This window comes from Herbiconiux solani NBRC 106740 (genome assembly GCF_001571005.1).
Lineage (GTDB): Bacteria > Actinomycetota > Actinomycetes > Actinomycetales > Microbacteriaceae > Herbiconiux > Herbiconiux solani.
Map to the genome: position 1 here is coordinate 201,244 of NZ_BCST01000002.1, position 19,996 is coordinate 221,239.

The following is a 19,996-nucleotide window of genomic DNA, read 5'->3' on the forward strand; positions in this document are numbered from 1 at the left end:
GCGTGCTCGATCTCACGATCCTCCTGCCGGCGATGGTGCTCACCGTCGCCGTGCTCGGCGTGCTCTTCTTCGTCGAGCGGTTCCGCAGCCCGAGCGAGTCGGCGGCGCGGTTCTGGGCCGTCGTCTTCATCGCCGCGAGCCTCAGCACGGTCGCGTACTTCGTCGCCGCACGCGCCGACGACATCTGGTGGGCGGTCGCCGTCGGCAACTCGATGATGGTGCTGACACTCGGCGCGCTGTGGATGGGCTGCCGCGCCTTCAACCGCCGGAAGAGCCCCCTCTGGCTCGTGCTCGGGGTGTGTCTGGTCGTCGCGGTCACGGCGTCCCTGCCCACGGACGCCGGTCCGCGGTGGGCCGGCGCAGGAGAGAAGATGCTGGCGCTGGCGCTCTTCTCGGTGCTGATCGTCGTCGAGTCGTTGAGACCGCGGCTCCGCACCTTCGTGGGGGCGCGCATCCTCACCGTCGTGCTCGGGGTGCACAGCGTGTACATCCTCGGGCGTTCGGCCGCGTTCCTGGTGGCCGGCCCCGACAGCGCGGTCTATCAGCGCTTCTTCGGCACCGAGTTCGTCTCGGCGATGAATCTCGTGCTCGTCGTCTGCGGCGGCGCCGGCATCATCGTCATCCGGCTGCAGGAGGCGCGTGCCGTCTACACCCGCCTCGGCGCCGACGGGCACCGGCAGCGTTTCGAGGAGCGGGCCGTGTTCATCCGGCAGGCCGCCTCCCGGCTGGAGGCCCGGGACGACAGTCGCCGTCCCGTCGTCCTCGTCGCGGACGTCGACCTGCTCGAGCACCTCCGCGGCGCATACGGGGTCGCCCATGCGAACGCGCTGCTCGCCGCCCTCGCCCGCGCGATCATCGCGAACGTGCCGGACGACGCGCTCCTGGGCCGGCTGCCGGGCGACCGCTTCGCGATCCTGCTCCCGGGCACCGACCTCGACGGGGCCGCGGAGCTGGCCGAGCGGATGCAGGCCGAGTACCGCGCCGCGACCGCCGACGTCGAGGAGGGCTCGGACGTGAGCTTCGGGCTCAGCCGCTCCCGGCCGCGGAGCGGCACGGCGCTCGACGACCCGCTGCCCTCAGCGGTGCTGCTCGCCCGCCTGATCGAGTCCGCCGCGGGCGCCCTCGGCCGGGACGCCCGGGACAGGGTCGGCCGGATCGTGCTCGCCGACCAGCTCTGACGGAGCGGCGTCCGCAGCCGCAGCCGCAACCGCAACCTCGGCCTCCGCCGCCCGCGCCCGCAACGCCGCGACGGTCGCCGCCGCGTCGTAGTCCGGGTCGGGTTCGAGGAACCGCTCCAGGATGGCGACCAGCGCGATCGCGGGCAGCGACCACTCCGGGTCGTCCGAGCTGATCGTCGCCGGACCGGCGTACGCCGCATCCACCAGGCCTGGGTTGCCGAGGTGGCGGAGCCCCAGCCCCTCGACCACGGCCGAGATGACGACCGTGTAGGGCCGGTAGTCACCCTTCCACTCCGCCCGGAGCCGGTAGCCCAGGATCGAGGAGAACCAGTGGTGGAACTCGGCCATCCGCTCGATGAACGAGTCGCTGCCCTCGCGGAGCGCCCGCTCGATCTCATCGCGGGCCGACCACTCCAGATGGCTGAGGAGGGTGGCCGACAGGCCGACGTAGGACTGCCAGGCGACCGAGGCGATCACGGCACGGTAGTTGTGCTCGAGCGCGACGCGGATCACCTCGTACATCACCCGGCGCCGGTCGTCCGCGTTCTCGAGCCGGTCGAGGTTGGCGTACAGGATGCTCTCGCTGAGCTCGAGAGTCTCGTCGTCGGCGAGCTTGTTGGAGGTCTCGGCCGCGATCTCCTTGAGGAGGTCGGTGATGAAGGCGTCCTTGGAATCCCAGAGCCGGTACGTCGAGCTCCGCGGGACCCCGGCCTCCCGGATCAGGTCGTCCATCACGATGTGCTCGAACCCGATGGTCAAGCCGATGCTCTCGACCCTCTCGAGAGCGGCGTCGAGAACCCGTCGCCTGACCTCGGATGCGCGGATGCGCGACCGCGGCGTGTGCCGGTCCTCGGCGTCTGGAGAAAAGCTCACCAGTGCACCTCCCATAGCCCCACGTGTCGTTCGAATGTACCAGCGCGCGCGGTACGGTGATCGTAGGCCGCGACACATCCGGACACGACCGCTAGCCACTCTAGTAAGCAGTTGGTCTACGCTTAGTGGGATGAGCACCCAGCGACCCGAGGCCTCACCGCACTATTGGTACGGTGACGAAGCCGACCGCGCGCGCAGCGTCGCCGTGCTCGAGGCCCTCCGTTCCTACCGTGCCGCCGAGACCGCCATGCGCCGCCGCTCCCAGGAGTCGATGGGAATGGGCGAGAACGACCTGATCGCGATGCGCTATCTGCTGCGTGCCCAGGAGCAGGGCCGGGCCGTCGGCCCGAAGGAGCTCGCCCAGTACCTCGGCATCACCAGCGCCTCGATCACCGTGCTGCTCGACCGGCTCGAACGCAACGGCCACATCCACCGCGAACCCAGCCCGTTCGACCGCCGTGCCCTGATCATCGTCCCGACCGTCCCGACCGACGAGCTCGCCGCAGCGACCCTCGGCGAGGTGCGCCCCGAACTGGTCGAGGTCGTCGAGCACCTCAGCCCCGAGGATGCGCGGACGATCATCGACTTCTTCGACTCGATGCGGGATGCGGTCGACGAGATCGACAACCACGTCGCCCCGCACACCGCCCGGCGCGATGAGCGCGGCTGACCGCGTGGCCTCCCCGCTCGCGGCCGAGGTCCTCAGTGCGATGCGCGCCTACCGCACCGCCGAGGCTGCCATGCGCCGGCGCACCCGCGAATCGATGCAGATGGGCGAGAACGACCTGACCGCCCTCCGCTACCTGCTCAAGGCGCAGGGCGAGGGCCGCGTCGTCACGCCCGGAATGCTCGCCGACCACCTGGGCATGAAGTCGGCGTCGGTCACGGTCATGCTCGACCGGCTCACCACCTCGGGTCACCTCGACCGTCGGCCGCATCCCTCCGACCGCCGCAGCCTCGCCGTCGTGGCGACCCCGGGGTCCGACGACGAGGTGAGGGCCACGCTCGGCCGGCTCCACCGCCGCATGATCACCGTGACCTCCCGGCTCGACGAGCAGCAGGCCGAGGCCGTGCGCACGTTCCTGCTCGCGATGACCGAGGCCGCCTCACAGGTCGACACGACCGACACCGCCGCCTGACGACCACCACCGCCTGACCACCTCTGCCTCCCTCGGGCTCGGGCAGGTCTGACGTCTCAGGCCAGGCGCGGCACGTCGAAGTGCACCAGCAGCTCCTCGCCGGCGATCTGCTCGCTGGCGGTGGGGAACATCAGTCTGATCATCCGGATGAACGGCAGCACGTCGGCCCGGAGCCCGCGCACGTCGTCGCTCGAGCACCGCACCATGGCGAACCGGTCCTCCTCGCCCTCGATCAGCTCGAGCACGATCGAGCCCGGACGGGTGAGTGGTGAGGCCTCCAGCGCCGCCAGCAGCGCCCGGATCGTGGCCCGGTCGTCCTCGTGCAGGCGCAGCGAGAGTGCGCTCTCGTCGACGAGCACGCCGACGTGGTCGCCCAGCGAGTCGGCTTCCCCGGCGCGCACGAGCGCGGTGTGCAGTGCGGTCGCGAGCGCGCCGGCGGTCACGCGGTCCTCCACCGTCAGGGTACCCGCCATCCGCAGCCGGGCCAGGAACGGCACGACGTCGCTGCGCAGACCGCCCACCTCGCCGATCACGTCGTCGTCGACGAACTCCTGCCGAAGGCGGTCGAGCTGATCGTCGCGCTGCTCGGCCTGGTCGATGCGCTCGGCGTAGATGTCGAGCACCAGCGACCGCGCGTACGCGACCGCCCCGAGACCCATCGCGAGAGCCGGGGCGATCGCCACCAGCAGGATGACCGGGGCCGGCACGACCTCGCCGAAGCCGGTGAACAGGTGCAGCACGGTCAGGAGCGCCGAGAGACCGACGGCCACGCCCGTGTAGGTGCCGAGCTCGACGTGGGTGCGGAACGGCGCCGCCGCCATCAGCACCAGACCGATCGTCAGCAGTCCCCAGTCGTCCCGCACCGCGGAGTTGGTGCCGACGCAGCTGAGCGAGTTCAGCACCGCGGCGATCGCGACGAGGGCGAACGAGGTCGCGAACCGGTCGCTCGTGACGCCGGAGTCGAAGCGGAAGGCGCTCCGGATGAACCAGGCGAATCCCCCGGCCAGCGCTACGATCGCAGCGATCGCCAGCGGCCAGGAGGAGACCTGGCCGGCGGTCGCGATCGTCAGGCCGATGCTGCACGTGATCGAGACGACGGCCACGACGACCAGGAAGCCCCGGGCGCTGATCGAGGCCAGCGGGTCCAGTTGCAGCGCCGTCGTCCCCCGCGGCGGCCTGAGGGGCCTCACCGGTCGCCTCCCGGCACCGTCATGAAGACCGCCGTCCCGGCGCCCGGCCGGGTCCAGATCTGCACCGAGCCGCCCACCTCGACGATGCTGTCGACCACGATCATGCGAAGGCCCACCGTGTCGTCGCCGGTCGCGTCGACGTCGAAGCCGGTGCCCGCATCCGAGACCATCACGCTGAGCTCGGGCGGGCTGGACATCACCGCGATGTCGGCCTCGCGCACACCGGAGTGCCGCAGCACGTTCTCGAGGCACTCGGTCATCGCCCGTTCGAGGCTGCGGGCCACCGAGGCGGAGACGCCGTTGACCGCCTCGACGTCACCGGTGACGCGCAGCTGCAACCCCTTCTGCTCGGCGTCGCGCACGACCGTCATGAGCAGCGGCGCCTTCGACAGCGAGCGCGCCGCGGCGCCCGCGGAACCCGGGCCGGACAGCACCGGGCCGATGTCGGCGAGGTTCGCGAGGTCACGGTCGATCGCCTGCAGCTGGTCGTCGCGGAGCGGGCCGGGAGCGCTCTGCGCGAGGGCCCGGAGGTCGGCGAGCACGTTCTCCTGCACCCAAGCCGAGGCGGTGTCCGCGAACCGGGCGATCGCCACGTCCCGCTCCTCGGCGAGCGCCGCGGTCGACATCACGGCCGTGCCGCGGGCGGCGTCACGGCGCCCGAGCCAGAGGGCGGAGACGAACAGGCCCAGCGCCACGAACGAGGTCACGACCGGCACGTCGATCGCGAGCGGCATGCCGGACTGCCAGGCGGCCACCTGCACGAGCCCGGGCCCGGCCACGAAGGCGAGCGACCCGAGCGTGATGGCCTTGCCGAGCGAGCGGGCCGGGATGCCCACCACCAGCACCGCGAACTCGGGCATCGAGAGCAGCACGTAGTCACTGGAGGGCGTGCTCCCCGGGACCGTCACGGAGACGGCGGTCGTCACCGCGGCGTAGAGGTAGAGACCAGCGCAGGCCACGAGCGTGGCCCCGACCGCCCAGACGAACGATCGCGCCCGGAGGGCCGCGATCACGCCGGCGGCCACCACGACGAGCCCGGCGAGGGAGAGGAGGATCTCCAGGTGCCCGGTGACCGGGATGAACAGAGCCGCGATCAGGAAGGTCGCGCCGAGGAAGACGGAGGCGAACCAGGTCCCTCCCCGGGCGAGGGCACGGCTGGTGGCGACGCCGTCGACGTCGGCGGCGATCTGCAGGGTCATGCCAGGTAGCCGTCCTCGGCCGCCCGGAGCGCGAGATCCTGCTTGCGCTCGGCGACCCGGCCCTCCGACGCGTACTGCTCGCGCACGCGCTCGAGCGCGTTCTTCACGGCCTGGATGTTGGTGCCGAGGATCATGGCCACCTCGACCGGTGTGTGGCCCGAGACGTAGAGGCGGAGCGTCTCCTCCTCCTCCTCGCTGAACCGGATGCTCGAGGTCATCACCCGCGGCCCGCCCCGGTCGGGCTCGTCCCACGCCACGACGGATCCCGTCTGCCCGCCGAGCACCGCGCGCACGGCGTCGAGCAGGTCGGTCGCCGGCTGGGCCTTGGAGACGAACGAGGCGGCGCCGGCGTCGAGCACCCGGCGGATCGTCTCCGGCGCATCCAGGGCGCTCATCACGACGACGGCCGCGCCCACCGAGCGGCAGATGCGGATGCGCGCCTCGACCGAGATCGGCTCCTTCAACTGCAGGTCCATCAGCACGACCTCCGGCGGGAAGGCCGGGTGGCGCACCGCCTCGACCCACGAGGTGGCGCGGATCGTGACGTCGAGGTCGGGCGCGTTGCCGCTGATCCAGTTCGAGACGCCGTCGAGGATGAGCGCGTGGTCGTCGACGATCGCCACGGTGTGCGGCACCGGGTTGCGCGCGTTCACGACGACTTCACTCCAGACCCCCTGATCGAGGATATCCGGGACACGATTGCCCCGTCCAATCGGCTGTACGCCGGGGCTGTACCCTCAGTTCATGAGCAGGGGGAGCGACTTCACCGAGGCGGAGCGGCGCTCCCGCTTCGACCGGGCCGTCTTCCAGTCGCAGCTGCTGCTCGCGGCCGCCCTTCTCCTGATGGTCTGCGCGGCCTACATCTTCCAGCCCACCGCGGTGCTCGACCCCCGGTTCTTCGGCGGGGTCGCCGTCGTCTTCGTGCTCACGGCCGCCTCGGCGCTCGTGCCCTGGTCGAACTTCCCGCGGCAGTGGGCGGGGATCCTCCCGCTGATCGACATCTTCGCGATCATCGCCGTCCGCGAGGGCAACTCGCAGCTCGGTGCCGGACTCCTGCTGGTCTTCCCGGTAATCTGGCTCTCCAGCTACTTCGGGCTGCTCGGCGCGATCGTGAGCGTCGTGACCAGCTCGGTGCTGCTCTGGATCACCGCGGGGCTGGCCGGCGCACCGCTCGTGATCAACAGCATCCCGTCCCTGCTGGTGCTGCCCATCACCCTCTCGTTCATCGCCACCACCACCCTCGCGACCTCCAGCCGCACGGCCGCCCAGCGCGGTCTCCTGCGCCAGCAGGCCGACCTGCTCGAGGTGGCCCTCCGCCGGGCCCGCCGGCAAGAGCAGACGCTCGACGAGGTGCTCAACGCCGTCACCTTCGGCGTGGTGGCCTTCGACAAGAACGGCGTGCAGACCATCGTCAACCGCGCCAACCGCGCCTACCAGACCGAGTTCGGGCTCCCCGAGTCGACGATCGAGCATCCCGTGCTCTACAGGCCCGACCGCGTGACCCCGTACGCCGATGACGAACGACCGTTCGCCCGAGCAGTTGGGGGCGAGCGGTTCGACGACACGGTGACCTGGCTCGGCGAGCCCGGTCAGCACCGCATCGCTCTCTCGGTCAGCTCGCGGCCCCTCACCTCCCCCGACGGCGAACTCGACGGCGGCGTGATGGTCTCCCGCGACGTGACGGCCGAGATCAACGCCATCCAGGCCCGCGACGATCTGGTCGCCTCCGTGTCGCACGAGCTCCGCACCCCGCTGACCTCGATCCTCGGCTACCTCGAGCTCGCGCTCGACGACGAGCAGCTCGACGCGACGACGCGCTCGATGCTCGAGGTCGCGTCCTCGAACGCCGACCGCCTCCTCGCCTTGGTCGCCGACCTCCTCACCGCGGCGAGCGAGAAGGACCAGCAGATCGTGATGTCGTTCTCGCAGTGCGACCTCTCCGAGATCGTGGCGCAGTCGATCCAGGCCCAGACGCCGGCGGCGGCCGAGCGGGGCATCACGATCGAGAACGCCTCCCTCGAGCCGGTGCTGATCGAGGCCGACGGCTTCCGCCTGCGCCAGGTCGTCGACAACCTGCTGACCAACGCCATCAAGTACAACGTCGAGAACGGGTCGGTGACCGTGGCGGTCGCCGCCGCGGACGAGCGCGTCGACCTGGTCGTCAGCGACACCGGCATCGGCCTCAGCGACCTCGAGCAGTCCAAGCTGTTCGACCGGTACTTCCGCGCCGAAGGGGTGCGGCAGTCGACCATCCACGGCTCGGGACTCGGCCTCACGATCAGCCGCGACATCGTGCGCCGGCACGGCGGCGACCTCACGGTGACCAGCAGTCTCGGCGTCGGAACGCGATTCACCGCATCCATCCCCCGCTCGCGCTAAACTCCGCTTAGACCGGGCGAGTGCGGGAGAAGGAGTCGGCGTGACGCTGGACATGACCACGCTGCTGCTCATCTCGGGGCTCATCGTCATCCTGTGCGGCATCTCGTTCATCCTGAACACCGCCATGCGGCGGAACGACGCCTCGGGGCGGCTCTGGAGCATCTCGTTCATCGCGGGCATGCTGACCGCCCTGTCGTTCGCGGTCTGGGGCTTCTCGCCGCACCTGTGGTGGATCCTGGTCACCGGCAACGCCGCCTACGTCGTCTCGGTCGGCGCGATCTGGTCGGGCGCACGCGTGTTCAACGGCCGCTCGTCGTACATCTGGATCCCCCTCGCCGCCGGCGTCGCCACGGCCGCCCTGACCCTCCTCGAAGGCCAGTCCGCGGGCATCTGGACGGGGTCGACCCCGCTGTTCATCGGTGTCGCCGCCTTCTCCGGGCTCGGTGCGGCCGAGACCATGCGATCCCGGATGCGGCGCAACCTGAACGCGCGCATCCTCAGCTTCTGCCTCTGGATCGTCTGCGCCTACTACGTGCTGCGCAGCTCGGTCTTCGTCACGATGGGGCCCGACTCCCCGATCTTCCAGCAGTACTTCGGGTCGGCGATCACCACGATCATCACGATCCTCCTCGTGCTGCTCGGCACGATCTCGATGTCGATCCTGCAGGCCGAGCGCTCCGGCGCCCGCGCGCTCGGGGATGTGACGGTCGGCGTGCACTCCGTGGTCGGCGTGCTGTCGGCGACCTCGTTCATGCAGCAGTGGGCCGACTGGGTCGAGCGCGCCTCGTTCCACGGCGACCGTCTGGCGATGATCGCGATGGATGTCGACAACCTGCCCCAGATGAACACCGCGTTCGGCCGCACCTTCGGCGACACCGCGATCCGTTCGGTCGCGCAGATCATCCGCCACCACGCGCCCACCGACTCGCTGCTCGGCCACACGGGCGCGGGGCGCTTCGTGATCGTCGTGGTCACCGCCTCCACCAACGACGCCGAGCACCTCGCCATCCGGCTGCAGACCGCGCTGGTCGACGAGCCGATCGACCCGCAGCAGTCGCTCCGCGCCACCGCGAGCTTCGGCGTGGTCGACACCGACACCTTCGGCTACGGCCTGCCGGTGCTCCGTCGCGCGCTCGACGACACGACCGCGACGGCCCGCGACGAGGGCGGCAACCGCATCGTCGTCGGTAAGGCCCCCACCCCGGCCTAGGGCTGGGCGATCAGAGCTGGGCGATCAGGGCTGGGCGATCAGGGCTGGGCGATGGCGATCGTCAGCTGGTCGGCCGCGGTCTGCTTGGCGTAGTCGTTGGAGTCGGGCGCCGACTGCAGCAGGATCTCGTAGGTGAACGACAGCGTCATCGAGGTGGCTGCCGGGTCGACCGCGGGCAGGATGAAGGTCTGGCTGTAGCTGTACGGCGCCTTGATCAGGTAGCCGGGTGCGACCGACGCCTGGTCCATCAGTGCCGCGGGGGCCGGCAGAGCGCCGGTGGCGCCGTCGATCGCGGGAGTGACAGAGACACGGGAGAGGTAGATCTTCTGCCCCTGGTCGCTGCCCAAGGTGCCGACCATCGAGAAGCTGATCGGCTTGTTGGCGTCCGCCGTCCACTGATCCATGCTCAGCGTCGAGTAGTAGGTCACGGTGAGCGAGATGTCGCCGGCCTGCAGCTCGTGCTGCGTGGAGCCGGTGGCCAGCTCGTTCACGATGGGGGTGATGGTGGCCGTGGGGCTGGGCAGGGCCGCCGTCGGGGACGCGGTCGGCGAGACCGGAGCATCCGAGTTGAAGCGCGACTGATCCCACGGAGCCGTCCCGCAGGCACTCAACCCGACCACGGTCGCGATCGCCAACCCCGCGGTGAGCGCTGCTCTGCCCGCTGCACGCCCACTGAATCGCATGAATTTCCTCTCGCTTCTGACCCTGATCCAATCTTAAGCTGATCCTGACGCGACCCTGGCGTATTCGCAATCGAACCCTTGGCCCGGTAACGGAGACTTATCGCATGGCAGAGAGCATCAACCCGTACGTCACGGATCGCACCGATCTCGGAGACGAGCGCGACGACTTCCAGAACGACTTCATCGAGTCGGTCGAGTCGCTTCCGTCGTACCGGCCCACCATCGGCTGCATCATCCCCGCGTACAACGAGGCCGAGTCGATCGGCGAGGTCCTCGAGTCGCTGCTCACGCAGACCCGGCTCCCCGACGTGATCCACGTCGTCGTCAACAACACCACCGACGACACCGTGAAGATCGCGGCCCAGTACGCCGGCCCCCACCTCAAGGAGGTCGACGGCGTCGAGCAGTTCACCGAGGTCTACGTCCACGACATCGGCAAGAACAAGGACAAGAAGGTCGGCGCCCTCAACTACGGCTACCAGCTGGTCGAGGGCTGCGACTTCCTGCTCGGTGTCGACGGCGACACCACGGCGGCCCCCGACGCGGTCGAGCGCCTCGCCGAGGAGATCACCTCCGACTCCCGCATCGGCGGCATCTCGGCGATCTTCTCGATCGACGACCAGCCGATCAAGGGCTTCATCGCGAAGTTCCTGATCACCGGTCAGCGCTTCCAGTTCGCCGCCTTCAACATGCAGAACATGCTGAAGGGCCGCAACATGGCGGTGCTGGGCGGCCAGTTCTCGATCTTCTCGACCAAGGCGCTCCGCCAGATCATGGTCGAGAACCACCAGAACACCCCGTGGGTGAAAGACTCCGAGGTCGAGGACTCGCTGCTGTCGCTGCAGATCAAGAGCGCCGGCTACCTGACCAAGATCTCGGCCCAGGCCCGCGCCGACGTCGGTGGCATGACCACCCTCCGCGGCCTCGACGCCCAGCAGGTGAAGTGGAACTTCGGTGCCATCGAACTGATGTGGCCCGGGCAGCGCGGCGACACCAAGGGCCAGCCCTTCCACCCGAACCTCCGGCTGCGCTGGCTCGAGAACCTCTCGATGCTCACCAACCTCGCCACCCGCGTGCTCTTCGTGCTGCTCTTGATGGGCTCGCTGTCGATCAGCGCGTTCGTCTTCTCGCCGGTCTGGCTCATCCCGCCGGTCGTCGCGATCCTGCTGAACCTCCGCACCGCGTTGTCGATGAAGAACCGCAACGGCCGGGACGTGGTCTTCGCCCTGTTCCTGTTCCCCGCCGAGATCTACATGTGGGTCAGACTCGGGCACTTCATCCGGGCGTGGACCAAGTTCCTGAGCCGTAAGCAGACCGACAACTGGGCCGCCCAGGCCAAGGCCGAGCGAGGCCGCGGCAACGGCTACCTCGTTCCGCTGGTCGTCCTCATCCTGGTCGTCGCCGTGATGGTGCTGGTCTGGTTCCAGCTCGACCCGTTCATCCAGTCGACCATCCTGTGGATCGGCTGGCCCGTGCTCGGGATCATCACGATCATGCAGACCCTGAGCATGGTGGTCAAGGTCCTCCGCCGCTACCGGGGGTACAAGGTTTGACGGCTTACGTCGAACCCGGCGTGATGACCTCGCTCCTCAGCACCATCGGAGACGACGAGGGGCGCGGCCGGTTCGTGCACGACTTCATCAACCTCTGGGAGACCCGATCCCAGAGGTTGATGAAAGCGCTCGGCAACCACGACTTCGAGGATGCCGATGTCGTTCTGCTCAGCATCCGCAGCAGCAGCACCATGCTCGGCGCCTGGCCGCTCGAGGCCATCGCCGGCATGGTGCATTCGGCGGTGAAGGCCTTCGACCTGCAGGGCAGCCTGGTGCATCTGGCCCGCCTGCAGGAGGTGGGCACGAACACCTGCCGCGAACTGCTCGTGCGGCTGGAGTCGCTGCGTCAGCTCACCGACGAGCGGGCCTAGGCGGATGCCGGCGGCGGCCCCGCGGACAGCGGAGAGGTCAGTCGTCCTCGGAGGCGGCCAGGCGGTAGCCGACGCCCCGGACCGTCTCGATCCAGCGCGGGGTCGTGATCGAGTCGGCGAGCTTGCGACGCAGGTTGGCCATGTGCACCTCGATGGCGCGCTTGTCGGCCTCGCTCACGAAGTGAGCGGTGACGTAGCTCTCGCCCCGCAGCAGGAGCGCGAGGTCGGCCTTGCTGCGCACGCGGCGCTGGCTCTCCATCAGGGCGTTGAGCAGGTCGAACTCGCTGCGGGTGAGGTCGATGGCCTTCCCGTCCTTCTCGGCCAGCCGCATCTCGGAGTTGACGTGCAGGCCGTTGTGCTCGAGCCAGCCGTCCTCCCGGTCGTAGTTCTTGGGGCCGGCATCCGCGACGGGCGGAGCGGCGGCAGCCGGAGCCTGGGCCACGGGCGCAGCAGCCACGGGCGCGGCCGCGACCGGAGCAGCAGCGACGGGCGCCTGAGCGGCCGGAGCGGCGTAGACCGGAGCCTGGGCGGCCGCGGGCTGCACGGCGACGGGAGCGACGGGCCCCGAGCCATCGCTCGCCAGCACCTGGCGGGGGCGGCGCATCATGGCCTCGACACGGGCACGCAGCTCGCGCGGGCGGAACGGCTTGGTCAGGTAGTCGTCGGCGCCGGCCTCCAGGCCCTGCAGCGTGTCGATCTCCTCGTCGCGAGCGGTGAGCATCACGAGGTAGGTGTTGCTGAAGGTGCGGATGCGCTTCGCGGCCTCGAAGCCGTCGATGCCGGGCATGCTCACGTCGAGCGTGGTGACCGTGGGGTCGTAGGCGCGCACCGCCTGCACCCCGTCCAGGCCGTTGCCGGTCGCGATGACCTCGAACCCGGCCTGCGTCAGAACCGTCTCCAGAAGGTGGCGGATGTCGGCGTCATCTTCGATGATCACCGCGACTCGTCGTTCCCCATTTGCGTCCATCGCCCTGATCGTATCAACGGATGGGCGAACTGATGGCTGAATCTCGGTACCGAATCCCGACGCTCGCCATTGTGAGCAAAGACACCGCCTTCGCTATCCGTCTGACCGACTGGCTGACCGAGGACGGCCGCCTCCGGGTGGTGCTCGTGGTGGCGGCCTGGGGCGACCTCCTCCACGACGCCGCGTTCCCGACCGACCTCGTCGTGCTGGATGCCGCCTCGAGCACCCGCAACCCCGTCGAGTCGCGCGTGCGCACGATCCGGTCCTCCGGCACGGCCGTGATCGTCATCACCCCGCCGGACGACCCGGGCAGCGCCCTCCGTGCCGTCACGGCCGGCGCCTTCTGCGCGCTCGAGCGCACGGTCCCCGCCGCCCTGATCGCCGAGATGGGCCGCGGAGCGGTCGGGCTGCCGGTCTAGAAGCCGGCGTCGTCCCGGACCGGTGCGCTAGAAGCCGGCGTCCGCCGCGAGCTCGCGCGCGTTCGCATCCCACCACTGTCCGGCCACCGGGCCGCCGTTGCAGGTGCCGTCGCTCTCGCCGGGCGGCTTGATCCAGAGGTTCGCGTCCTGAGCCGAGCCCGACTTGGTCGGCGAGGGGGTCGCCCCGAGGGCCCGCCCGGGCGGGTTGCACCACTCGCCGGTCGACCCGTTGCCGTTGCGGCCGGTGTCGATCACGTAGTGGGCGCCCCCGGTCAGCGCCGAGATCGCGTTCGCGTAGTACTGCTCGCGGTCGGTGGAGTTGTAGTTCGAGACATTGGTCGAGAAGCCGCGCGCCCGGCTGACGCCGGCCTTGTTCAGCAGGTCGGCCATCTCGGCGGCCGGGCCCCAGTTGGAGTGCCCCGCGTCGATGTAGACGACGAGGCCGGCGCCGACGAGCGCGTCGACCGACCCGCTCACCTCGCTCAGCCGCTCGTCGACGTTCTTGCACTCGCTCGCGAGCGCGAGAGCATCCGGCTCCAGGATGACGACGGCCTCGCTGCCCGAGAGCGCGGTCGCGATCTCCTGCACCCAGACCGGGTACTCCTCGGCCGAGAGGCCGCCGGTGGACTGACCGCCGCAGTCGCGGTTCGGGATGCCGTAGACGGTGAACACGGGCGCCTGGCCGAGCTTCTCGGCCTGGCCGACCAGCCCCTGCACGTAGCCCCCGACCTCACCCGCGGGGTGCTCCTCCGGAACCAGCCAGACCGCGGTCGGCACGGCGGCGATGCGGCCGAAGGTGGCGGCGTCGGCCGAGTCGCCGGACTGCTCGGCAGCGGTGGAGGCCTGCGCGGCCTTCGACCCGGGATCCGAGAACAGGTTGCGGCTCGCAAAGGGGTTGTCCGAAGCGACGCCGCCGGCCGAGAAGATCGAACCGACCCCGATCACGAGGGCCGCCAGCACGCCGACGATGGCGACGATCGCGACCCAGAGACCCACGCGTGGCAGCACATTGGACAACGGATGGCCCTCCCCGATCGGACGTCGTCTCACCTTATCCCGTGGCCGACGCCGGCGCCGATTCGCTCGCCGAGCTCGGTGCAACGGGAGCCGGCGCAGGCGAGGCGGCGGCCGGGCGGCCCACCGTCCCGGCGGCGCCGTAGGCCTTCAGCCGCGACATGGTCTGCGCGAACGGCACGGGCCGGCCGTAGAAGAAGCCCTGCGCGTGGCGCACGCCGATCCCGACGAGCACGTCCACCGCATCCTGGGTCTCGATGCCCTCGACCACGGTGGAGTAGTCGAAGGCGTCGCCGAAGCCCTGCAGCGCCCGCACGACCTCGCGCTGACGGGTGTCGTCGAGGTTGTCGACGAGCGAGCGGTCGATCTTCAGGATGTCCATCGGGATGCGCACGAGAGCGCCCACGCTCGACGCCTCGGAGCCGTAGTCGTCGAGGGCGATCAGCATCCCGAGCTCGCGGAAGTGCTCGGCCTGCGCGCGAAGGTCGTCGTCGATGTCCTTCGTCGAGCGCTCGTTGAGCTCGAGGCAGAGCGACACGTCGGGGTACTGCGGCACGATCTCCTTGAGGAACGCCCCGACGTGCTCGTCGCGGATCTGCTCGACCTCGAGGTTGATCGTCATCACGGTGATGCCGGGGACGATCTTGCGGAACTCGCGGGCCGACTTGAGCGAGGCGGCGATGACCTGCTTGGTGAGCAGGTCCATCCGGCCCAGCCCCTTCGCCTTCTCGATCAGGGACGAGGTCGAGATGCGGCCGAGCTCCGGATGCGTGTAGCGCACGAGCGATTCGAAGGCCCAGATCTTGTCCTCGAGCGTGTTGACGATCGGCTGGTAGACGACGTTCAGCACCCCGTCGTCGATCGCCTTCGCGACGATCTCATTGATGCGGCTCGAGCGGTGCGGCGAGATTCCGATGCTCGATTCGAACGACGGGCCGCCCTGGCGCCGGGACTTCTTGATCGCGAGCATGCTGTGATCGGCGTCGACCACGATCGACTGCGGATCGGTCTCCTGGTGCCCCGAGTAGGCCAGCCCCACGCTCACCAGCGGGCGGTACTCGCGCCCGGCGATGGTGGCGGCGACGCCGACGTTCGCGATGATGTGGTCGGCGACCGCCTTCGACTCGGCGAGCGACTGCAGCTTGGTGAGGATGATCACGAACTCGTCGCCGCCGACGCGAGCGACGAAATCGTGCGGCCGCACCGAGGCGCGCAGCCGGCCGGCCACGATCGAGAGCACCTCGTCGCCGATGTGGTGGCCCTCGGAGTCGTTCAGCCGCTTGAACTGGTCGAGGTCGATGAACAGCACGGCGATCCCGGAGGCGTAGCTGCGGTCTTCGTTCAGCCGCGCGAGGGAGCGCTGGAAGGCGTTGTAGTTCGGCAGCCCGGTGAGCGAGTCGCGGTCGACGCGATCCAGGAGCGTGTCGTAGGCGCCCCGGACGCGGGCGTTCTCGGAGGCGATGTGCCCGATCGCGTCGAGGGCGAGCTCGTCGTCGGCGGTGAACGGGGCTCCCCCGTTCTTGCGGCTGGCCACCAGGTATTCGGGCGGCTCCACCGCATCCTGCTGGTGCTCGCTGGAGACCCCGTCCTCCTCGGCCTCCATCGGACCCGCGACGAGCTGCGGATCCGTCCCGTCGATCGCGGCGAAGCGGGTGCCGATCTCGTTGCGGCCCGGCGGCGTGCGCCGCACCTCGAAGTCGGTGGCGTCGACGGCACGCCGGGCGAACTCGACCATGATCTGCTTGGGGTCGTCGGCCGCGTCCCACGGCAACGCCCGCGCGGCCTCCACGACCCCGCTCAGCCGCCGCTCGCTGCTGCGGGTCTGCCCACGCTTGGCCGCGCCGTAGAACACGAGCGCCACGACCAGCAGCGGAACCGTCGAGCGTGCGAGCACCAGCTGCTCCTCGGGCCCGTCGACGATGCGCAGGAGGCCCGAGGTCGCGGCGTACAGCGCGATCGCGACGACTGAGCCGAGCGCGAAGATGAAGAGCATCCGCCAGGGGCTCAGGCCGTTCATGCCGACCGAGTGGTCGACGTTCCAGCGACCGCGGTCGAGCACGAAGTCGAGGGCGAGTGCCACGAGCAGGTAGAAGGCCACGCCGACAGGCACCGCGGCCAAGGGGTACCAGCCGAGGTCGATCAGCGCGCGGGAGACGCCGACGAACCCGAAGGCGCCGACCGTGGCGACACCGGTCCACTGGAGGGAGCGCCAGAGCGACCTGGTGGTCATGGCTTTGGAGACGAGGAACGCCATCGTCCACAATCCGACGTCGAAGACCGGGTTCTCGCCCAGCGTGCCGACGACGAGCAGCGTGTTCGCGACCCCCACGGCAGGCAGCCCCGCGGCGCGGCCGGTGGGCAGCTCGTAGACCGCGGTGACCGCGACGCTGACGAGGAAGACCGCGCAGCTGAGCCAGCTCGGCGGCGGGTCGGAGATCGCTGCGACGACTCCGGCGGCCACGGTTCCCAGCACGACTGCAACCAGGGCCCAGGACAGCAGGACCGGGGGGTCGCGTCTCACCGGCAGCTCGTCCATGCCTGGAGTTTAGCTCTCCGGCGGGCTCGGGTCAGAGACCGAGTCGGCCGAGCTCGGCGTCCATCCTCGTCGCCATCTCGGCGTAGCCGTCGTCGTTCGGATGCAGGCCGTCCGAGGCCATCCACTCGGGGTGGCCTTCGATCCAGTGCGAGGCGTCCGGCACCCAGTCGGCCCCGATGTCGTCCGCGGCCGAGCGCACCCAGCCGATGATCGTCTCGACCGACTCGGGTCGGTCGTCGGTGTACCAGAACGGCTCGACGACGATGATGCGGGTCGCCGGGAGCGAGTCGTGCAGGAAGCGGAGATCGGTGCTGATCGCATCCTGGATCTCGTCGGCGCGCTCGGGCATCGAGAAGTTGTCGTTCAACCCCATCGTGACGAAGAGGATGTCGGGGTTGTCGGCGATGACCTGCGGCACCTCGTCGTCCGCGTCGTAGTCGGGCGGCGTGCTGCTGCGGTTGTTGACGAAGCCCAGACCGTTGACGCTCGGGTTGAACTCGTTCCAGCCGCGCTCGACCGAGACGATGCTCGACCAGCGCCGAGCCGGGTCGGAGGCGCCGGTGCCGAGCGTGTAGGAGTCGCCGTAGAAGGCGACGCGAGGGCCCGTGGCGGCGGTGCCCGCGGTGCGGTCGGTGTCGCCGCTCGTGCTGCTGCCGCCGGCACGCTCGGCGCTGCCGGTGTTGCGGCCCGCGACCGCGGAGACGGTGAAGAGCGCGAGTGTGACGACCGCCACGAATCCGGCGGCGAGGATCACGAGCTTCCGGGTTTCACGCACATCCGGTGTTCGTCGCCCTCGCCGGATCGGATTGGATCGGATTGAAACGGATCCGGGCCGCGATCAGGCGGAGGCGCCGGCGGTCGCGGCGGTCTTCGGCTGGACGGTGCCTTCGGAGATGACCTCGGCGATCTGCACCGCGTTCAGCGCCGCACCCTTCCGCAGGTTGTCGTTGCTGATGAACAGCACGAGCCCGCGCTTGCCGGGTGCGCTCTGATCCTGGCGGATGCGGCCGACATAGCTCGGGTCGGTGCCGGCCGCGGTGAGCGGGGTGGGCACGTCGGCCAGCTGCACGCCGGGAGCGCTTGCGAGCAGCTCCTGGGCGCGCTCGGGCGTGATGTCCCGGGCGAACTCGGCGTTGATCGAGAGCGAGTGACCGGTGAACACCGGCACGCGCACGCAGGTGCCCGCGACCAGGAGGTCGGGGAGCTCGAGGATCTTGCGGCTCTCGTTGCGGAGCTTCTTCTCCTCGTCGGTCTCGAGGTCGCCGTCGTCGACGATCGAGCCGGCGAGCGGGATGACGTCGAACGCGATCGGGGCGACGTACTTGACCGGGGCCGGGAAGTCGACGGCGTGCCCGTCGTGCACGAGCGCGAGCAGGGCCTCGGGGTCGGCGGTCGCGGCGATCGCCTGGTTCGCGAGCTCCTCGGCGCCGGCGAGGCCGGAGCCCGAGACGGCCTGGTAGGTGCTCACGATGAGGCGCTCGAGGCCGGCCTCCTCGTGCAGCACCTTGAGCACGGGCATGGCCGCCATCGTGGTGCAGTTCGGGTTCGCGATGATGCCCTTGCGCGCCTCGGCGATCGCGTGCGGGTTGACCTCGGAGACGACCAGCGGCACATCCGGGTCCATCCGCCAGGCGCTGGAGTTGTCGATCACCGTGACGCCGGCCGCCGCGAAGCGCGGGGCCTGGGCGCGGGAGCCGGTCGCTCCGGCTGAGAACAGGGCGATGTCGAGCCCGGCGGGATCGGCGGTCTCGACGTCTTCGACCACGATGTCCTCGCCCTTGAAGGGGAGCACGGTACCGGCCGAGCGAGCGGTCGCGAAGAAGCGGATCGACGCGATCGGGAACTCGCGCTCCTCGAGGAGACGGCGCATGACCTTGCCGACCTGACCGGTTGCGCCCACGACGCCGACGTTGAGTGCCTTGCCCACTGTTATCCCTCGTTCGGTGAATCAGTCAGTCTAGCGGCCGGTGCCGGCGTGGACGACGGCCTCTTCGTCCGCGTCCAGGCCGAAGGCCGTGTGCACGACGCGGAGGGCGTCGTTGATCGTGTCGGCGCGGGTGACGACCGAGATCCGGATCTCGGAGGTCGAGATCATCTCGATGTTGATGCCGGCGTCGAACAGCGCGGTGAACAGCTTCGCCGAGACGCCGGCGTTCGTGCGCATGCCGGCGCCGACGAGGGCGAGCTTGCCGATCTGGTCGTCGTACTGCAGCGCCTTGAAGCCGGTCTCCTCCTGCTCGGCGCGGAGCGCGGTGAGCACCAGCTGCCCCTCGCTCTTGGGCAAGGTGAACGAGATGTCCGTGAGGCCGGTGCTCGCGGCCGACACGTTCTGCACGATCATGTCGATGTTCGCGCCGGTCTTCGCCACGATCGTGAAGATCTGGGCGGCCTTGCCCGGGATGTCGGGCACGCCGACGACGGTGATCTTCGCTTCGCTCAGGTCGGTGGCGACACCGGCGATCATGGGCTCTTCCACTGCGGGCTCCGTTTCACTGGGGTTGTAGACGATGGTGCCCTCGTTGTTGTTGAAGCTCGAGCGCACGTGCAGGGTGACACCGTGCCGGCGGGCGTACTCGACGGCACGGATGTAGAGCACCTTGGCTCCGTTGGCGGCGAGCTCGAGCATCTCCTCGCTCGTGATGCGGTCGATCTTCGAGGCCTTGGGCACCACCCGGGGGTCGGCCGTGAAAATGCCGTCGACGTCGGTGTAGATCTCGCAGATGTCGGCGTTCAGCGCGGCGGCGAGGGCCACCGCGGTGGTGTCGGAGCCGCCGCGGCCGAGGGTCGTGATGTCCTTCGTGTCGCGATTGAAGCCCTGGAAGCCGGCGACGATCACGATCGCGCCCTCGTCGAGGGCCTCGCGGAGCCGCACCGGCGTGACGTCGACGATGCGGGCGGCGCCGTGGCGTGCATCCGTGATCATGCCGGCCTGGCTGCCGGTGAAGGAGCGGGCGTCGTGGCCGAGCGACTCGATCGCCATCGCGAGCAGCGCCATCGAGATGCGCTCGCCGGCCGAGAGCAGCATGTCCATCTCGCGCGGGGCCGGGATGGGGGCGACCGCGTGCGCGAGGTCGAGCAGGTCGTCGGTGGTGTCGCCCATCGCAGAGACGGCGACCACGACCTCGTTGCCGGCCTTGCGGGTCTCGACGATGCGTTTGGCGACCCGCTTGATGCTCTCCGCGTTGGCGACGGATGATCCGCCGAACTTCTGCACGATCAAACTCACGTGGACTCCTGGAGGGACGGCGCCTGCGGGAAAGGCGCTGGGGACGGGGTCTCTCGACC

At 69.8% G+C, this 19,996-nt stretch carries 19 protein-coding genes; 8 read left to right on the forward strand and 11 right to left on the reverse strand.

Annotated elements, in window-relative coordinates:
* Nucleotides 1–2 precede the first annotated feature (2 nt).
* On the forward strand, nt 3–1,178 hold the full coding sequence (locus tag HSO01S_RS04205; protein WP_066039324.1) for a diguanylate cyclase domain-containing protein: 1,176 nt from the start codon (nt 3–5) through the stop codon (nt 1,176–1,178).
* Here the strand turns inward: HSO01S_RS04205 and HSO01S_RS04210 are convergent.
* Complete coding sequence (locus HSO01S_RS04210; protein ID WP_157078904.1) at nt 1,077–2,051, reverse strand: TetR/AcrR family transcriptional regulator; 975 nt, start codon at nt 2,049–2,051, stop codon at nt 1,077–1,079. The genes HSO01S_RS04205 and HSO01S_RS04210 overlap by 102 nt on opposite strands.
* Before the next feature lie 130 nt (nt 2,052–2,181).
* Between HSO01S_RS04210 and HSO01S_RS04215 the strand changes: the two genes are divergently transcribed.
* Entirely contained in the window at nt 2,182–2,721 is a 540-nt protein-coding gene (locus HSO01S_RS04215; RefSeq protein WP_066039326.1) for a MarR family winged helix-turn-helix transcriptional regulator, read from the forward strand.
* A gap of 4 nt (nt 2,722–2,725) precedes the next feature.
* A complete protein-coding gene (locus tag HSO01S_RS04220; protein ID WP_245635883.1) occupies nt 2,726–3,190 on the forward strand; it encodes a MarR family winged helix-turn-helix transcriptional regulator in 465 nt (154 codons plus the stop codon).
* Between the two features lie 56 nt (nt 3,191–3,246).
* On the opposite strand, the gene HSO01S_RS04225 is transcribed toward HSO01S_RS04220, so the two are convergent.
* Genes HSO01S_RS04225 through HSO01S_RS04235 form a run of 3 tightly spaced genes read right to left on the reverse strand, consistent with a single transcriptional unit; the run spans nt 3,247 to nt 6,232 of the window.
* Nucleotides 3,247–4,380 carry a hypothetical protein gene (locus HSO01S_RS04225; protein ID WP_066039328.1) on the reverse strand — a complete coding sequence of 378 codons (1,134 nt, stop codon included), beginning with the start codon at nt 4,378–4,380 and terminating at the stop codon, nt 3,247–3,249.
* The gene (locus HSO01S_RS04230; RefSeq protein ID WP_066039329.1) at nt 4,377–5,579 is read right to left on the reverse strand and encodes a sensor histidine kinase; all 1,203 of its coding nucleotides are present in this window, start codon (nt 5,577–5,579) and stop codon (nt 4,377–4,379) included. The genes HSO01S_RS04225 and HSO01S_RS04230 overlap by 4 nt, the downstream gene beginning before the upstream one ends.
* Complete coding sequence (locus tag HSO01S_RS04235; RefSeq protein ID WP_066039330.1) at nt 5,576–6,232, reverse strand: response regulator transcription factor; 657 nt, start codon at nt 6,230–6,232, stop codon at nt 5,576–5,578. The genes HSO01S_RS04230 and HSO01S_RS04235 overlap by 4 nt, the downstream gene beginning before the upstream one ends.
* A gap of 91 nt (nt 6,233–6,323) precedes the next feature.
* Between HSO01S_RS04235 and HSO01S_RS04240 the strand changes: the two genes are divergently transcribed.
* Both HSO01S_RS04240 and HSO01S_RS04245 read left to right on the forward strand, forming a co-directional pair.
* Nucleotides 6,324–7,958 carry a sensor histidine kinase gene (locus HSO01S_RS04240; protein WP_066039331.1) on the forward strand — a complete coding sequence of 545 codons (1,635 nt, stop codon included), beginning with the start codon at nt 6,324–6,326 and terminating at the stop codon, nt 7,956–7,958.
* 40 nt (nt 7,959–7,998) lie between these two features.
* Entirely contained in the window at nt 7,999–9,168 is a 1,170-nt protein-coding gene (locus HSO01S_RS04245; RefSeq protein ID WP_066039332.1) for a GGDEF domain-containing protein, read from the forward strand.
* Between the two features lie 38 nt (nt 9,169–9,206).
* Here the strand turns inward: HSO01S_RS04245 and HSO01S_RS04250 are convergent, their stop codons facing one another.
* The gene (locus tag HSO01S_RS04250) at nt 9,207–9,851 is read right to left on the reverse strand and encodes a hypothetical protein (RefSeq protein WP_066039333.1); all 645 of its coding nucleotides are present in this window, start codon (nt 9,849–9,851) and stop codon (nt 9,207–9,209) included.
* A 104-nt stretch (nt 9,852–9,955) separates the two neighbouring features.
* Here HSO01S_RS04250 and HSO01S_RS04255 point away from each other — a divergent pair, with 104 nt between their 5' ends.
* Both HSO01S_RS04255 and HSO01S_RS04260 read left to right on the forward strand, forming a co-directional pair.
* Nucleotides 9,956–11,404 carry a glycosyltransferase family 2 protein gene (locus tag HSO01S_RS04255; protein ID WP_066039334.1) on the forward strand — a complete coding sequence of 483 codons (1,449 nt, stop codon included), beginning with the start codon at nt 9,956–9,958 and terminating at the stop codon, nt 11,402–11,404.
* Between the two features lie 23 nt (nt 11,405–11,427).
* Nucleotides 11,428–11,775 (forward strand): hypothetical protein, encoded by a 348-nt coding sequence (locus HSO01S_RS04260; RefSeq protein ID WP_066039335.1) that lies wholly within the window; start codon nt 11,428–11,430, stop codon nt 11,773–11,775.
* 37 nt (nt 11,776–11,812) lie between these two features.
* On the opposite strand, the gene HSO01S_RS04265 is transcribed toward HSO01S_RS04260, so the two are convergent.
* The gene (locus tag HSO01S_RS04265) at nt 11,813–12,742 is read right to left on the reverse strand and encodes a response regulator transcription factor (RefSeq protein WP_066039336.1); all 930 of its coding nucleotides are present in this window, start codon (nt 12,740–12,742) and stop codon (nt 11,813–11,815) included.
* A gap of 71 nt (nt 12,743–12,813) precedes the next feature.
* Here HSO01S_RS04265 and HSO01S_RS04270 point away from each other — a divergent pair, with 71 nt between their 5' ends.
* Nucleotides 12,814–13,161 carry a hypothetical protein gene (locus HSO01S_RS04270; RefSeq protein WP_066039337.1) on the forward strand — a complete coding sequence of 116 codons (348 nt, stop codon included), beginning with the start codon at nt 12,814–12,816 and terminating at the stop codon, nt 13,159–13,161.
* A 27-nt stretch (nt 13,162–13,188) separates the two neighbouring features.
* Here the strand turns inward: HSO01S_RS04270 and HSO01S_RS04275 are convergent, their stop codons facing one another.
* The 5 genes from HSO01S_RS04275 to HSO01S_RS04295 form a co-directional block, all read right to left on the reverse strand.
* Entirely contained in the window at nt 13,189–14,157 is a 969-nt protein-coding gene (locus HSO01S_RS04275) for a glycoside hydrolase family 6 protein (RefSeq protein WP_066039338.1), read from the reverse strand.
* Between the two features lie 55 nt (nt 14,158–14,212).
* Nucleotides 14,213–16,711 (reverse strand): EAL domain-containing protein, encoded by a 2,499-nt coding sequence (locus HSO01S_RS04280; RefSeq protein WP_066039339.1) that lies wholly within the window; start codon nt 16,709–16,711, stop codon nt 14,213–14,215.
* 31 nt (nt 16,712–16,742) lie between these two features.
* Nucleotides 16,743–17,486, reverse strand: a complete 744-nt coding sequence (locus tag HSO01S_RS04285; RefSeq protein WP_066039340.1) for an SGNH/GDSL hydrolase family protein — start codon at nt 17,484–17,486, stop codon at nt 16,743–16,745.
* 63 nt (nt 17,487–17,549) lie between these two features.
* Nucleotides 17,550–18,638 (reverse strand): aspartate-semialdehyde dehydrogenase, encoded by a 1,089-nt coding sequence (locus HSO01S_RS04290; RefSeq protein ID WP_281177805.1) that lies wholly within the window; start codon nt 18,636–18,638, stop codon nt 17,550–17,552.
* A gap of 30 nt (nt 18,639–18,668) precedes the next feature.
* Nucleotides 18,669–19,937: an aspartate kinase gene (locus HSO01S_RS04295; protein WP_066039342.1), complete on the reverse strand. Its 1,269-nt coding sequence runs from the start codon at nt 19,935–19,937 to the stop codon at nt 18,669–18,671.
* Nucleotides 19,938–19,996 lie beyond the last annotated feature (59 nt).